Origin of the sequence: Novosphingobium humi, assembly GCF_028607105.1 — a bacterium.
GTDB classification, from domain to species: Bacteria; Pseudomonadota; Alphaproteobacteria; order Sphingomonadales; family Sphingomonadaceae; genus Novosphingobium; species Novosphingobium humi.
On sequence record NZ_CP117417.1, the window covers coordinates 1,521,359 to 1,535,724 of the forward strand.

Genomic DNA, 14,366 nt, shown 5'->3' on the forward strand with positions numbered 1-14,366 from the left:
GGAGGCTCACTTACCCCTTGTCCATTATTCCCCCGGATAAAACGCCCGGTTGAAAAACAGCCCATCAGGCGGCGCATTGACCGGCAAGGCCTGCCGGTTGCGCGCGGCCAAGGCTTCGCCCACCCGCTCAACCGGCCATTGCCCAAGGCCGACAAAAGAGAGCGCCCCTACCATCGAGCGCACCTGATGGTGAAGGTAGCTGCGCGCGGCGGTTTCGATGATCACCTGATCCCCCTGTCGCCGCACGTTCAGGCTGTCGAGCGTCTTGAGGGGCGAGGCGGCCTGACAATGGACCGAGCGGAAGGTGGTGAAATCATGGTGGCCCACCAGCGCCTGCGCGGCATCATGCATCGCCTCGGCGTCCAGCGGCTTGGCCACTTGCCACGCGTGGTTCAGCCCGATGGTCAGCGGCGCGCGGCGGTTAACGATGCGATAGATATAGCTGCGCCCGATGCAGGAAAAGCGCGCATGCCAGTCATCGGCCACGACCCTGCAATCCAGCACAGCAATCGGATCGGGGCGCAGATGGTAATTCATCGCCTCCATCAGGCGGAAGGGGGCGATGTCCTTTTGAATATCGACATGGGCGCGCATAAACAGCGCATGGACCCCGGCATCGGTGCGTCCGGCGACGAACATCACCGCCTGTTCGCCGGTGATGCGCTGGATCGCTTCCTCGACCGCCTGCTGCACCGATGGCCCATGGCCCTGACGTTGCAGGCCCATGAAGGGCGTGCCGTCAAATTCCAGCGTAAAGGCGAAACGGGTCATGGAAGGTGCATCCCGGCGGGAATGGGCCGCCCGCGCAGCAGGTCGGCCACGGCCATGGCCGGTTTGCCCGCACGCTGGATGGTATTCACGCGGATCGCGCCCGTGCCGCAGGCGATGGTCAGCGCATCGTCCAGCGTCATGCCCGGTTCGCCCGCGCCATCGGCCAGATTCGCTGAGAGCACTTTATAGCGCTCGCCCTCCAGTTCGAAGAACGCGCCGGGCGCGGGCATGAAGGCTCGGATCTGGCGCAGCACCTGCGCGGCATCGGCGGAAAAATCCAGCCGTGCTTCGGCTTTGTCGATCTTGTGGGCATAGGTGATGCCATCTTCGCTTTGCGCGCGGGCCGGATAGGCGCCCAGATCGCCCAGCACCTGAACAATCAGCCGCGCGCCCATGTGCGCCAGTTCCTCGGTCAGCTCTCCGGTCGTCTTGTTGCCTATCTGCGTGCGCCCCTCCAGCCGCACCGGGCCTGTGTCCAGCCCCGCTTCCATCTGCATAATGCCGACGCCGGTCTCTGCGTCGCCGGCCAGAATCGCGCGCTGAACCGGCGCGGCCCCGCGCCAGCGCGGCAGCAGCGAGCCATGCAGGTTGAGACAGCCATGTACCGGCGCGTCCAGCACCGCACGCGGCAGGATCAGCCCATAGGCCGCCACCACCGCGACATCGGCCTTCAGCGCGGCAAATTCGGCCTGCTCCTGCGAGCCTTTCAACGATACCGGATGGCGCACCTCAATCCCCAGTTCCAAGGCGCGTTTATGCACCGGGCTGGGCGTCAATTCGCGCCCGCGACGGCCGCCGGGGCGGGGGGGCTGGCTATAGGCGGCCACCACATCGTGGCCTGCGGCCACCAAAGCCTCCAGCGCCGGAACGGCAAATTCGGGCGTGCCCATATAGATGATGCGCATAAGTCACTTTCCGGCTCTTTGCCTTTGCTCTGCGCCGCCCTATCTGGAGGCGCATGGCATCGCAAGAGATCGAGACACTGGCGCAGGTTTTGGCGCGCCTGCCGGGGCTGGGGCCGCGCAGCGCGCGCCGGGCCGTGTTGTGGCTGATTAAGCGGCGCGACACATCGCTGGGGCAATTGCGCGATGCGCTGGAGGTGCTGCAGGACCGGCTGGTGGAATGCGCCACCTGCGGCAATGTGGACACCAGCGATCCTTGCGCGATCTGCGCCGATCCGCGCCGCGATGCGCGTTCGATCTGTGTGGTCGAGGATGTGGCGGATCTCTGGGCGCTGGACCGGGCGCGGCTGTTTACCGGGCGCTATCATGTGCTGGGCGGGCGGCTCTCGGCGCTGGACGGGGTGCGGCCAGAGGATCTCTCGATCGCGCCTTTGATCGAGCGGGTTGGCGCGGGCGGAATTGACGAGGTCGTGCTGGCCATGAACGCCACGCTGGAGGGACAGACCACCGCGCATTATATTGCCGAGCGGCTGGAGGGCATGCCGGTGCGCGTGACGCAATTGGCGCATGGCCTGCCGGTGGGGGGCGAACTGGACTATCTGGACGAGGGGACTTTGGCGCAGGCTTTACGCGCAAGGCGGCCCGTTTCCTGACGATTACAGAAATCGGACACTGCGCCTTGCGTGCGGGGCGGGGTGCGCTTATCTGGCGCTCATGGCTATCCGACCGATCCTCGAAGCGCCCGATGCGCGCCTGAAGCAGATTTCTGCCCCCGTCACCGTGTTTGATGATGAGCTGAAAACGCTTGTCGCCGATATGTATGACACGATGTATGACGCGCCGGGCATCGGCCTTGCCGCGATCCAGGTGGGCGTGCCGCTGCGTGTGGTGGTGGTTGATCTTCAGCCCGAAGATCCCGATGCCGAGCCGGAAGTGTGCACCTCGCATGGCGGGCACGAGCATACGCATCAGCCGGTGAAGCGCGAGCCGCGCACCTTCATCAACCCGGAAATCCTTGATCCTTCGGAAGAACATTCGGTCTATCAGGAGGGCTGCCTGTCGGTCCCGGACATCTATGCCGAGGTTGAGCGCCCCGCCACCTGCCGTCTGCGCTGGCAGGATGTGGAGGGCAATGTGCATGAGGAAGCGATGGAGGGCCTGATGGCCACCTGCATCCAGCACGAGATCGACCATCTCGAAGGCATCCTGTTTATCGACCATCTTTCGCGGCTGAAGCGCAATATGGCGCTCAAGAAGCTGGAAAAGGCGCGCAAGCTGGCTTGATTCGGGGGTGATTGCCCTCTAGGTTCATGGTTCGTTCTGATTGGAGTGGACCGTGGAATCTGCCTTGTTCGTGATTGTTGCTTTGGTGGTCGGGCTGGGGTTGGGTTGGTTTTTCGGCCAGCGCCCTGTGGCCGAATCGCGGGCAAGACTGGCCGAGCGCGACAGGGCTTTTGCCGAACTGGACGAGCGTTTCCGCCGCGCGATCACCGATCTGGCGGCGGCCAGCGAGCGGGCCTTGCGCGCCGACGGACTGGCGCAGGCGCTGGAGGATGCGCGCGCCGATATGCTGCGTGCCCAGCGCGATCTGGCCACGTTGCGCGCGCAGGCCGAGCATTTCGAAGAGCAAAAGCGCCTGCTGCTCGAATCGCAGGAGCAATTGCGCCGCGAGTTTGAAGTTGCCGGCGCGCGCGTGCTGGAACGGGCGCAGGAGGCGTTTCTGTCCCGCGCCGAGGCCCGCTTTACCCAGAGCGAGGAAAAGCAGGCTGAGCGGATCAATTCGGTGCTGGCCCCGGTGGGCGCGCGGCTCAAGGCCTATGAGGATCAGGTGAGCGCGCTGGAAAAGGGGCGCGTCGATGCCTTCGGGCAATTGACCGGCCTGATCCAGTCGATCCGCGACGGGCAGGAGAAGGTGCGCGAGGAAGCGGCCCGCCTTGGCAATGCGCTGACCAATGCGCCCAAGGCACGCGGGCGCTGGGGCGAGCAGGCGCTGCGCAATGTGCTGGAGCAATGCGGCCTGTCCGAACATACTGATTTCGTGACCGAACATTCGATCGACACCGAGGAGGGGCGGTTGCGCCCCGATGCGATCGTGTCGATTCCGGGGCAGAAGAAACTGGTGATCGACGCCAAGGTCTCTCTCAACGCCTATCAGGAGGCGTTCGAGGCCAGCGATGAGGGCGCGCGCGATATTGCGCTGGCCCGTCATGTTGCCAGTATGCGCGGCCATGTGCAGACGCTGGCCACCAAGTCTTATCAGAGCCAGTTTGCCGAAGCGCCCGATTATGTGGTGATGTTCGTGCCGGGCGAACATTTCGTCGCGGCAGCGATGGAAAAGGACCCCGAGCTTTGGGATTTTGCATTCCGTAACAGGGTCTTGCTGGCTACACCTACCAATCTGGTGGCGATTGCGCGCACGGTGGCGATGGTGTGGAAACAGGATATGCTGGCGCAGGAGGCCCGTGAGATCGGGCGTCTGGGCGGCGAATTGTACGACCGTCTGGCGGTGGCGGGGGATCACCTCAAGCGCGTGGGCGGCGGCCTGACCAGCGCGGTGGACAATTATAACAAGTTTGTCGGCAGCTTTGAGCGCAATGTCATGGCCAGCGGACGGCGCCTGCGCGACAAGGGTATCGAGATCGGCAAGCGCGAGATCGAGGACGTGCCGCTGGTCGAGAGCCAGCCGCGCCATGGCGATGTGACCGAACCTTCGGCGCAGCCATGGCCGGACGGGGAGTGAGGGCGCTCAGCCCTCCAGCGTGGCCAGCACCTCATAGGCCAGCACGGCCGCGGCCACGGCGGCGTTGAGCGAATCGGCCCGGCCCTTCATCGGCATGGTCACGCGCAGATCGCACGCGAACTCATATTCCTCCGGCAATCCACGCGATTCGTTGCCTACCATGATAAAACACGGCGCGGCATAGGGAGCACCGCGATAGGGCACCGCCTCACGCAGCGATGCCGCTACCAACTGCCCATCGCCGCCGCGCAGCCAGGGCAGGAATTCCTCCCACCGCGCCACGGCCAGCTTCTGGGTAAAGATAGCGCCCATGCTGGCGCGCACAGCCTCGACGCTGAAGGGATCGACGCAATCGTCGAGCAAGATCAGCCCGCCCGCGCCCACCGCATCGGCCGTACGCAGCATCGTGCCCAGATTGCCCGGATCGCGCATCGCTTGCGCCACCAGCCAGATCGGCGCGGCATGGCGATCCACGCCCGCCAGCGATGTGTCAAATTCGCGAAATACGCCGCAAACGGCCTGCGGATTATCCTTACCAGTGATCTTGGCCAGAATATCTTCGCTGGTCTCGATCACCTCGCCGCCCGCGTCCAGCACGGCCTGTTCCAGCGTATCGAGCAGGGGATGCGCCTCACGCCCCTCGGCCATCACCAGCGTCTCGGGCAAACGCCCGCTTTCGCGCGCATCGGTCAGCAGCCGCAAACCTTCGGCCAGAAAGCAACCCTCGCGGCGGCGCAGTTTCTTTTCCCGCAAGGAGCGCAGGAATTTGACCGTGGGATTGGAAAAGCCGGTGATGGTGCGGCGCATGTCAGGGGCAAGCCTTATGGCAAAACAGGAAAACTGTGCCGCCTATAGCCACGCCGCACGCGCCTGTCGAACCCTTCAATCCTCGCCGAAACCGTCCTTGACCAGACCCGAAAGCCGCGCCAGCGCCTGATCCGCGCCATCGCCCGCCACGACAATGTCCACACTGTCGCCGCGCGCCGCGCCCAGCATCATCAGGCCCAGAATCGAGCCGCCCGCTGCCTCGGTGCCGTCCTTGACCACCTTGACGTTGACGCCGCCCGGCAGCATCGCCACCATATTGACGAATTTCGCGCTCGCGCGGGCGTGCAGCCCCTTTGCGTTCACGATCTCAACGGTTTCCCGTGCTTCAGCCATGCTTTCCTCTCACCTGCGTACAGGAACCCCGGCCTTTTCAGGCTTCCTGGCCCAGAAACTCGGACGCTATAGTTATGTAATTGCGTCCAGCATCACGCGCCGCGCCAACCGCCGCCCGCACCGTCGCGCCCTTGCGCGCGCCGGCCAGACGGATCAGCATCGGCAGATTGATTCCGGCGATCACTTCGACCCGGCCTGCTTCCATCAGCGAAATCGCCAGATTGGAGGGCGTGCCCCCGAACAGGTCGGTCAGGATGATCGCGCCTTCGCCGCTGTCGACGGTCTTGATCGCCTCGGCAATTTCCTTGCGGCGGCGTTCGACATCGTCATTGGGGCCGATACAGACCGTGGCCACCGCTTCCTGACGGCCCACCACATGCTCCATCGCGCGCACGAATTCCTCGGCCAGATGGCCATGCGTCACCAGAACAAGGCCGATCATGCCCGCATCCCAGACATTTGTTGCATCATGACAATAATGGCGCCGGGCATGTGGGGAGCAGAACCTTTCGCAGGCAGATATTTATGGCCACTCATCGTACGGCGCTTCCTTCGACAAGGTCGGCCGCGCGTGAGCCCAGATTACGGTGAATCATTGTGGGCGAAAATCCGGATGCGCGCAAGGCTGCGCCGATTTGTTCGGCCATGAAAACCGACCGGTGGCGCCCTCCTGTGCATCCAAAAGCGATGTGAACATAGGCTTTGCCCTGCGCCTGAAAGCGTGGAAGCAACAGCAGGAGCAGGTCGCGGATGCGGGTAAACGCCTCGTCAAAGGCCGGATCTTCGCGGATGAAGTCGCCCACGGGCCCCTCGCGGCCGGTCATCGGGCGCAACACCTTGTCCCAATGGGGATTGTTCAGAAAGCGCATGTCGAAAACAAAGTCGGCCAGCGGGGGCATGCCCTTGGAAAAGCCGAAGCTGGTGATCGTCAAGGTTAACGCGGGGCCCGAATCGGGTGCGAATTGTTCCCGCATCGCCTGTTGCAGCGCGTTGGTGGTAAAGGCGGTGGTGTTGATGACGATGTCGGCCCATCGGCGCAGCGGCTCCATCATGTCGCGCTCGGCCGAAATGCCGGTGGCCACCGGCATGTCCGAAGCGAGATGATGACGGCGCCGCGTCTCGTTATAGCGCCGTTCCAGCTCGCCCACGCCGCAGTCGAGGTAGAGCGTGGTCAATTCGATATCGGGGCGCAGGCTCAACCGTTTGACCAGCGCGATCACCGCCTGCGGATCAAAGCCGCGCGTGCGCGAATCAAAGCCGATGGCCAAGGGTCCGCCCATCGGGTGGCCATCGACATGCTGGTCCTCCTGATTGGTGTCGAGCAGCCTTTCGAGAAAGCGGATCGGGAAATTGTCGATGGTTTCCCATCCCAGATCCTCCAGCGCCCGCAGCGCCGTGGATTTGCCCGCGCCCAGCACCCCCGTCACCAGCAGGATGCGCTGCTTGTCCGGATCGCCATGCAGGGTGAGGCTGTCCGAAGCGGCAGGGGATGTGTCGGAGGCTGTCATAAATCTTCTCTGCGCCCGGAGCGTTAAAATGTGAAGAGGGCGCGCCTATGCAATTTGGGGCAACCATTCAGATTTCCGTTGGTTCCCAAAGGCCATGGTACTTTAGGGCGAGTTCGGCGCGCAGCACCAGCGCCGAACTGTCGGGCCAGAGCGTGATGCAGGGAATTACCAGCGAACCCACCGTGATTCTGGGCGCAACCTCGATATGGCGCGGCCCGCCCGCCTCCAGCCGAATCATTAACGCCACCCTTGCGCGCTCGGCCACCGGCATCGTCACCAGCCCGACCCCGCGCACCTCGATCAACCCGCGCGTGTTGGGGTGGGGCAGGGCGTAGAGGGCGTCCTGATCCTCGCAGAGCATCACCCCATCATCGCCCACCAGCACCGCGCCCCGGTCGATCAGCCCCAGCGCCAGCGAGGATTTGCCCACCCCCGGCGCCCCCTCGATCAGGATCGCGCGGCCCCCGATGCTCACGCAGGTCGCCTGTCTGGCCCAGTGGGGTTTGGTCGGGCTGCTCATTCCTCCTCGACCTCCTGATGATAGGTGGGCAATTCGATCACCAGCCGCGCGCCCCGCTCACCCGGCAAGGGATCGCGCGCGGTCAGCGTGCCGTCATGGCCCTCGACAATCGTGCGGGCGATGGCCAGGCCAAGGCCCGAATGCGCGCCGAAATCCTCGCCCGCCGGACGCAGCGAGTGGAAGCGCTCGAACACGCGTTCGCGCGCCTGCGGGGGGATGCCGGGCCCCTCGTCGCGGATTTCGACGACCACATGCTCGTTGGTGCCGGTGATCTCGATGCGGATCGCGCCATGCGGCGGCGAAAAGGACACGGCATTGTCCAGCAGGTTTTCCAGCACCCGTTCCAGTCTTGTCGCCACGCCCGCCACCACGGCCTCATGGTTGCCGATATGGTGCAGCAGCAGGCGGCAATCGCGATTGGCCCCGCGCCGCCCGCGTGCGCCCACCATCGCCTCGGCCAGCACGCGCAGATCGACCGGCTCAAATGTGCTGCGCGCCAGTTCGGCGTCGATTCGGCTCGCCTCGGCAATTTCGCTGATCAGGCGGTCCATGCGCTGAACATCGTGATTGGCGATGTCCATCAATTGGCGACGCAGATCGGGATCGTCGATTTTATCCAGTGACTCCAAGGCACTGCGCAAGGAAGCTAAGGGATTCTTGATCTCATGGGCCACATCGGCGGCAAAGCGGTCCACCCCATCCATGCGCGTGCGCAGCGCCTCGGTCATGTCCGAAAGTGCCCGCGCCAAGAGGCCGATCTCATCCCCGCGATCAGGCAGACGCGGCACCACCACCGTCCGGTCGCGCCCCAGCCGCACCCGCACCGAGGCGCGCACCAGCAGGCGCAGCGGCTGAACAATCGTGCGCGCCAGAAACAGCGAGAGATAGACCGTCAGCAGCAACGCAATCGCCACGACAATCGCCAGCGTCTGGCGCGCATCGCGCACACTTTGCGTCACATCGCGCGCGTTTTGCTGGACCAGCAGCACTTGACCCCGCCGTCCGACCGGCGTTGCGGCATTGATGATCGGCGTGCGGTCGGGCGCGTAATGTTCGCGCACGGCGGTCTGGCCTGTGCGGCGCGCCTCGATCACCTCGGGCCAGTCATTGGCGCGGGTGGGGGCGGGCGGCTCGACATAGGCGGGCACTTCAGGCGCGCCCAGAATGGCGTCCATGCCCCGGTCCAGCAGGCGGGCCGATTGCATATACCACGGCTGGGTGGCCGGATCGGCCAGATGGAACGAGGGCGGGGCCAGCAGGAAACTGTCAGCCTCGAGCGAACCGTCGGCGCGATAGAGGCGCAGGCGCAGCGCATGACGTTGCCCGATCGTGGTCAGGACCTGTGCACGCGTGTCGCGTGATGCCTGCGACAGCGCCTCGGCGGCGATTTCGGCCTCGCCGCTGGCGCGTTTGAAGCGTTCGCCCAGCACCTCGCGGCGATAGGAATCGATATAGAGCAGACTGAAAGCGATCAGCGCCAGCACGATCACATTGACCGCCAGAATGCGCGTGGTCAGCGAAACGCCGCGCCATGGGCCGCCGCGCGCATGGGCCGGGCGGCGCGGGGGCATTTCGGACGCGTTCATCCGCCCTCGCTGAAGGAATAGCCCGCGCCATACAGCGTTTCGATGGCCGAAAATGTCGGGTCCACCTGACGGAATTTGCGGCGCAGGCGCTTGATGTGCGAATCGATGGTGCGATCATCGACATAGGTGTCGTCATTATAGGCGCAGTCCATCAACTGGTTGCGGCTCTTGATGACGCCGGGGCGCTGGGCCAGCGTTTCGAGGATCAGAAATTCGGTGACGGTCAGCGAGACGGGCCGGTCGTCCCAGCGCACCTCGTGGCGGGCCGGGTCCATGCTCAACCGGCCGCGATGCACCAGATCGGGGGTGGGCGTGTCATCCTGCGCAGGTTCGGCGGCATCGGCGCGGGCCACCTCGACCCGGCGCAGAATCGCGCGGATACGCGCCACCAGCAGGCGTTGGCTGAAGGGCTTGGTGATGTAATCATCCGCGCCCATGGCAAGGCCGAGCGCCTCGTCGGGCTCCTCATCCTTGCTGGTCAGGAAAATCACCGGCAGCGCGGATTTTTCGCGCAATCGCTGCAACAGTTCCAGCCCGTCCATGCGCGGCATCTTGATGTCGAAAATCGCCAGATCAGGCGGATTTTCAAGGCAGGCCTTCAAGGCGCTGGCCCCGTCGGCATAGACGCGCGTGGTAAAGCCTTCGGCCTGCAAGCCTATGGAAACGCTGGTTAAAATATTGCGGTCGTCATCCACCAGCGCGATCGTGTGGCGCGGCGTGGCAGAGGATGCGGCTTTCTCGTTGTTGCTCATCGACATAGCGACCTGCATGGCGCGGCTGAACCAAGGCTGAGCGGTAGCCTCTGGCGCCGCCCGGCGCAAGCGTGGCAGGTTTGCATCAAAGTTGCGGAAATAGGAGGAAATGCAATCTGCCATTTGACGTAGTGCGGAGGCTGGTCTATGAATTCTTTCGTCAATTCGTATGTAATTGCCGCAGGGGGTCTTCTGGCGCGGCGATTATTGCGAAAGGGCATTCTTGAATCGACCGTTTGTTGTTGCGGCCTGTTGGCCCTTCTTGCGGAGTGTTCGGTTTTGACCAAGCTGTTTGATGGATACGCGGATCGTTCCGGCCTTTTGGGTTGGTGCGTGCTGTTGCGGCCCGTCCGGCGATAATTTCAGTTTCGCGCATACACCACGGAAGATTGGTGAGAGGAGGGGCGTCGGTGGCTTAGGTCATCGGCGCCTTTTGCATGGGGGCGTCATAGTGCTTGGCCCCGTCATAAACCCGTGTCATGCATGCGATTAACCATTCGGAGGGTGAAACGATGAGCTTGCTTGATTCCCTGCTGGGGCAATTGTCGGGTAACGTCGATGTGGCGGCCATCGCGGCGCGGGTGGGCATCGACCCGGCCACAGCGCAAAACGCGATCACCGCTCTTGGGCAGGCCCATGCGCAGGAAGGCGACACGGTCGAAACCGCCGCCGCGCAGACCGGCATTGCGCCCGATACGCTCAATCAGGTGGTAGGCGCGCTGGGCGGCGTCGAAGGGCTGGGGCAGGTCTCGCAGATCCTGCAGAACAATCCGCAGATCCTCTCGTCCATCAACAGCTTCCTTGATCGCGATGGCGATGGCAGCGCGCTCAACGATGTGCTGGGGATGGCCAAGGGCCTGTTCGGCAAGGCCTGAGCATGTTGAACACGGCGCTTTCGATGGCTGTGCTGGCCGTGATCCTGCTGGTGATCGGCTCGGGCGCCCTATGGCGGCGCGGGGTGCGCAAACAGGCGATTCTGATGATCGTGCTGGCGGTGATTCTGGGCGCCAATGTTGCGATCTGGAGCCTGCCGCCTCCCGCCGCGCTTTCAGGAAAGCCATGACGGGAGGCATCTCTTCCGTTTAGATTTGGCGCCCGATCAACGGATCGGGCGTATGAGGCCGTCAAATCCGATCAGCGGATCGGGCAATCCGGAGAAAGCCGCATGTCGAGGTAATTGTCGACCGCGCGCATCATTTCGTCCAGTTCATTCTCATAGAAATGGTTGGCGCGGGGCACCTCGTCATGGTGGATCGTGATGTGCTTTTGCGTGCGCAGCTTATCCACCAGCTTCTGCACCGAATTGGGCGTGACCACCGTGTCGGCCGCGCCCTGCACGATGATGCCGCTGGCCGGGCAGGGGGCCAGAAAGCTGAAATCATACATGTTGGCGGGCGGCGAAACACTGATGAAGCCCCGGATTTCCGGGCGGCGCATCAAGAGCTGCATCGCGATCAGCGCGCCAAAGCTGTAGCCGGCAACCCAGGTCGTGCTGGATTCCGGGTGGATCGACTGCACCCAGTCGAGCGCGGCGGCGGCATCCGACAATTCGCCGATGCCATTGTCAAAGCTGCCCTGCGAACGGCCAACCCCGCGAAAGTTGAAGCGCAGCGTGGCGAACCCGCGCGCGACAAAGGTTTTATACATAGCCTGCGTCACGCGGTCATTCATCGTGCCGCCGGCCTGCGGGTGGGGGTGGAGGATCATCGCTACGGGCGCGCGCGGGCGCGAGCCGGGCTGAAAGCGGCCTTCGAGGCGGCCTTCGGGGCCGGGAAAGATCACTGCGGGCATGTATCAAATCCCTGATCGAGTGGACAGACCCGGCGGTCTTTGCGCAAAATTCGCGCAAAACCTGCGGTGGGGACTGTGAATGGAGGTGATGCGCTATATAGAAAGCCATCAAGCGAAAGCAATGTTTTCAGACAACGCGCGGTAAAAGAGCTTCGATAATGCCCAAGTCCACGATCTATCTTGACCATGCCGCCACCACGCCGATCCTGCCGCAGGTGCGCGAGGCAATCGGCGAGGCCATGCGCGAATGGGCCAATCCGTCGAGCCAGCACGGTTCGGGCCGCACCGCGCGGGCGCAATTGGAAGCGGCGCGTGAAAGGGTGAAGCAGGCGCTGAACTGGCCGGGCGAGGTGATCTTTACCGGCGGGGCAACCGAGGCGCTGGCCATCGGCTATACGCGCGCGCAGGCGCTGCGCCGAGCGGCCAGCGGGGTCGAGCATCCGGCCGTTTCGCGCCTTGCGGAGCGTGACGCGGTGATCCCGGTGGATCGTCTTGGTCGGGTTGATCCGGGGGCGCTGCCCTCGGTCGATCTGATCGCGGTGCAGCAGGTGAACAATGAGACTGGCGTCATCCAACCCGCTCTTGGCGAGGCGATCCGGACGAGGGGCGCGGTGTGGCTGGCCGATTGCGCGCAAGGGGCGGGCAAATTGCCGTTGCCCGATGCCGATATGATCGCGATTGCCGGACACAAGATCGGGGCGCCTCCGGGCGTCGGCGCCTTGCTGGTCCGCCATTTCGGCCTGATCCAGCCCAGCGGCGGACAGGAGCGCGGCTATCGCGCAGGAACTGAAAATCTGCCCTATATCATTGGTTTGGCGGCGGCTCTTGAGGCTGGTCCTTCGTGGCTGCTTTCGGCGGCGGTGCTGCGCGGGTGGTTTGAGGATGAGATCCGCGCCATGGGCGGCGAGGTGATCGGCGAGGGGGCCGAGCGTATCGCCACGATCGGCGCCTATCGCCTGCCCGGCGTGAACGCGACCACGGTGCTGATCCGCGCCGATATGGCGGGCATCGCCATTTCCGCCGGTTCGGCCTGTTCCAGCGGCAGCCTGAAACCCAGCCCAGTGATTCTGGCCATGGGGCGCAGCGAGGAGGAGGCGCGCGAGGTGTTCCGCGTGTCCATCGGCCGCGAGACGACGCGCGATGATCTGGCCGCGCTGCTCAAGGTTTTGCGCGGGATTCGCCGGTGATCTACCTCGATTATCAGGCCACCACGCCGCTGGCGCCCGAAGCGCGCGAGGCGATGCTCTACTGGCTGGGCGAGGCCGGTTTCGCCAATCCGCACAGCCCGCATCGCCCCGGCCGCGCGGCGGCGGCGGCGGTTGCGGTGGCGCGCGAGTCTGTCGCGGGCATCCTGCCCCCGGGCGGGCGCGTGACCTTTACCGGCGGGGCGACCGAGGCGATCAATCTGGCCATTCAGGGCCTGCGCCCCCGCCGCATCGCGGTTTCGGCCATAGAACATGCCGCCGTGCTGGATACGGCGAGCGCCTGCGGGGCGGTGGTCGATGTGCTGCCGGTGTCGGCCGAGGGGCTGGTTGCGGCGGATGCGGAGGTCGCGCCCGGGACCGATCTGGTGGCCGTGATGCAGGTGAACAATGAAATCGGCACGGTGCAGCCTGTCGCCGCTTTGGCGGCGCGGGCGCATGAAGCTGGTGCGCTGTTTCTGTGCGATGCGGTGCAGGGGGTGGGCAAGATGGCCGCGCCCGAGGGGGCCGATATGGTCGCCATTTCCGCGCACAAGATCTATGGCCCCAAAGGGATCGGCGCGCTCTGGACCCGCGATGGGGTGTCGTTGAACCCGCTGATCCATGGCGGGGGGCAGGAGGGCGGCTTGCGTTCGGGCACGCTCAGCCCCGCGCTGTGTGCCGGATTTGGCGTGGCGGCGGCCCTGTGCAAGGATCTGTGGATAAAGGATGGGGAACATGTGGAGGCGCTGTGGCAAATTGCCCGCGCGATCCTGCCCCACTGGACGCTGAACGGCAGCGAGGCTCAGCGCTGGCATGGTAATCTCAATATCCGGCGCGATGGTCTGGATGTCGCCCGTCTGATGAGCGATTGCCGCGACATCGCCTTTTCCGCAGGATCAGCCTGTGCCAGCGGGTCGGGTCGGCCCAGCCACGTTCTGACCGCACTTGGACTTTCGGCGCAACAGGCAAAAAATTCTATCCGCCTTGGTTTCGGGCGCTATACGCAAAGCGGAGAGTTTGCCGAGGCCTTGAAGCGAATCGATGCCGCAGCCGATGCCCAATAGGGCGGCTGCACAAGTCGGATAGGGGTCGAAGAATAGTGATCAAGGTGCAATTCATCACCGCCGGGGGGCAACGTGTGGAAGCGCAGGCCAGTGCAGGCCAGCGTCTGCTCGAAGTGGCACAGGCCGCGGGCATGCCTCTGGAAGGGACATGCGAGGGTCAGATGGCCTGCTCGACCTGCCATGTGCTGATCTCTCCCGACTGGTTTTCGCGCCTCAAACCGGCCAGCGCCGATGAAGAGGATATGCTCGATCTGGCCGCAGGGGTTGCTGCGACCAGTCGTTTGTCATGCCAGATCACCATCGGACCCGATCTGGACGGGCTGACCGTAAAAATTCCGGGTGAAAGCCGGGATATGCAGCGCGGGTAATACTTGGGATATGCGCGCC

18 protein-coding genes are annotated in these 14,366 nt (G+C 64.3%); 8 read left to right on the plus strand and 10 right to left on the minus strand.

Features of this window, described 5'->3' with window-relative positions; genetic code table 11:
- Positions 1-24: 24 nt before the first annotated feature.
- Together truA and fmt are read right to left on the minus strand one after the other, a co-directional pair.
- Positions 25-771: a tRNA pseudouridine(38-40) synthase TruA gene (gene truA, locus PQ457_RS07095; RefSeq protein WP_273619033.1), complete on the minus strand. Its 747-nt coding sequence runs from the start codon at positions 769-771 to the stop codon at positions 25-27.
- Positions 768-1,676, minus strand: coding sequence for a methionyl-tRNA formyltransferase (gene fmt / locus PQ457_RS07100; protein ID WP_273619034.1), 909 nt, complete (start codon positions 1,674-1,676; stop codon positions 768-770). The genes truA and fmt overlap by 4 nt, the downstream gene beginning before the upstream one ends.
- Positions 1,677-1,729: 53 nt before the next feature.
- Here fmt and recR point away from each other — a divergent pair, with 53 nt between their 5' ends.
- From recR to PQ457_RS07115, 3 genes are all read left to right on the plus strand, one after another.
- On the plus strand, positions 1,730-2,326 hold the full coding sequence (gene recR, locus PQ457_RS07105) for a recombination mediator RecR (RefSeq protein WP_273619035.1): 597 nt from the start codon (positions 1,730-1,732) through the stop codon (positions 2,324-2,326).
- Between the two features lie 61 nt (positions 2,327-2,387).
- The gene (gene def / locus PQ457_RS07110) at positions 2,388-2,957 is read left to right on the plus strand and encodes a peptide deformylase (protein WP_273619036.1); all 570 of its coding nucleotides are present in this window, start codon (positions 2,388-2,390) and stop codon (positions 2,955-2,957) included.
- Positions 2,958-3,009: 52 nt separating this feature from the next.
- Positions 3,010-4,413: a DNA recombination protein RmuC gene (locus PQ457_RS07115; RefSeq protein ID WP_273619037.1), complete on the plus strand. Its 1,404-nt coding sequence runs from the start codon at positions 3,010-3,012 to the stop codon at positions 4,411-4,413.
- A gap of 6 nt (positions 4,414-4,419) precedes the next feature.
- Here PQ457_RS07115 and PQ457_RS07120 read toward each other — a convergent pair whose 3' ends face one another.
- The 7 genes from PQ457_RS07120 to PQ457_RS07150 all read right to left on the minus strand — a co-directional run bounded on the left by PQ457_RS07120 (position 4,420) and on the right by PQ457_RS07150 (position 9,940).
- Positions 4,420-5,220, minus strand: a complete 801-nt coding sequence (locus tag PQ457_RS07120; protein WP_273619038.1) for a TrmH family RNA methyltransferase — start codon at positions 5,218-5,220, stop codon at positions 4,420-4,422.
- Between the two features lie 75 nt (positions 5,221-5,295).
- Positions 5,296-5,574 (minus strand): HPr family phosphocarrier protein, encoded by a 279-nt coding sequence (locus tag PQ457_RS07125; protein WP_172338618.1) that lies wholly within the window; start codon positions 5,572-5,574, stop codon positions 5,296-5,298.
- Positions 5,575-5,611: 37 nt separating this feature from the next.
- On the minus strand, positions 5,612-6,016 hold the full coding sequence (locus tag PQ457_RS07130) for a PTS sugar transporter subunit IIA (protein ID WP_168605192.1): 405 nt from the start codon (positions 6,014-6,016) through the stop codon (positions 5,612-5,614).
- A 91-nt stretch (positions 6,017-6,107) separates the two neighbouring features.
- Positions 6,108-7,082 (minus strand): RNase adapter RapZ, encoded by a 975-nt coding sequence (gene rapZ / locus PQ457_RS07135; protein WP_273619039.1) that lies wholly within the window; start codon positions 7,080-7,082, stop codon positions 6,108-6,110.
- A gap of 67 nt (positions 7,083-7,149) precedes the next feature.
- Positions 7,150-7,602, minus strand: coding sequence for an HPr kinase/phosphorylase (locus tag PQ457_RS07140; protein ID WP_273619040.1), 453 nt, complete (start codon positions 7,600-7,602; stop codon positions 7,150-7,152).
- Positions 7,599-9,188 (minus strand): sensor histidine kinase, encoded by a 1,590-nt coding sequence (locus PQ457_RS07145; protein ID WP_273619041.1) that lies wholly within the window; start codon positions 9,186-9,188, stop codon positions 7,599-7,601. Before PQ457_RS07145 ends, PQ457_RS07140 begins: the two co-directional genes overlap by 4 nt.
- The gene (locus PQ457_RS07150) at positions 9,185-9,940 is read right to left on the minus strand and encodes a response regulator transcription factor (protein ID WP_210428622.1); all 756 of its coding nucleotides are present in this window, start codon (positions 9,938-9,940) and stop codon (positions 9,185-9,187) included. Before PQ457_RS07150 ends, PQ457_RS07145 begins: the two co-directional genes overlap by 4 nt.
- Positions 9,941-10,452: 512 nt before the next feature.
- Between PQ457_RS07150 and PQ457_RS07155 the strand changes: the two genes are divergently transcribed.
- Both PQ457_RS07155 and PQ457_RS07160 read left to right on the plus strand, forming a co-directional pair.
- Entirely contained in the window at positions 10,453-10,815 is a 363-nt protein-coding gene (locus tag PQ457_RS07155; protein ID WP_273619042.1) for a hypothetical protein, read from the plus strand.
- A 2-nt stretch (positions 10,816-10,817) separates the two neighbouring features.
- Positions 10,818-11,003 (plus strand): hypothetical protein, encoded by a 186-nt coding sequence (locus PQ457_RS07160; protein WP_273619043.1) that lies wholly within the window; start codon positions 10,818-10,820, stop codon positions 11,001-11,003.
- Positions 11,004-11,074: 71 nt separating this feature from the next.
- Here PQ457_RS07160 and PQ457_RS07165 read toward each other — a convergent pair whose 3' ends face one another.
- Positions 11,075-11,731: an alpha/beta hydrolase gene (locus tag PQ457_RS07165; RefSeq protein ID WP_168605199.1), complete on the minus strand. Its 657-nt coding sequence runs from the start codon at positions 11,729-11,731 to the stop codon at positions 11,075-11,077.
- Between the two features lie 158 nt (positions 11,732-11,889).
- Between PQ457_RS07165 and PQ457_RS07170 the strand changes: the two genes are divergently transcribed.
- From PQ457_RS07170 to PQ457_RS07180, 3 genes are read left to right on the plus strand one after another with little or no spacing between them, the layout of a single operon-like run.
- Complete coding sequence (locus PQ457_RS07170; RefSeq protein WP_273619044.1) at positions 11,890-12,918, plus strand: cysteine desulfurase family protein; 1,029 nt, start codon at positions 11,890-11,892, stop codon at positions 12,916-12,918.
- On the plus strand, positions 12,915-13,979 hold the full coding sequence (locus PQ457_RS07175; RefSeq protein ID WP_273619045.1) for a cysteine desulfurase family protein: 1,065 nt from the start codon (positions 12,915-12,917) through the stop codon (positions 13,977-13,979). The genes PQ457_RS07170 and PQ457_RS07175 overlap by 4 nt, the downstream gene beginning before the upstream one ends.
- Positions 13,980-14,017: 38 nt before the next feature.
- The gene (locus PQ457_RS07180) at positions 14,018-14,347 is read left to right on the plus strand and encodes a 2Fe-2S iron-sulfur cluster-binding protein (RefSeq protein WP_420540985.1); all 330 of its coding nucleotides are present in this window, start codon (positions 14,018-14,020) and stop codon (positions 14,345-14,347) included.
- Positions 14,348-14,366: the final 19 nt, after the last annotated feature.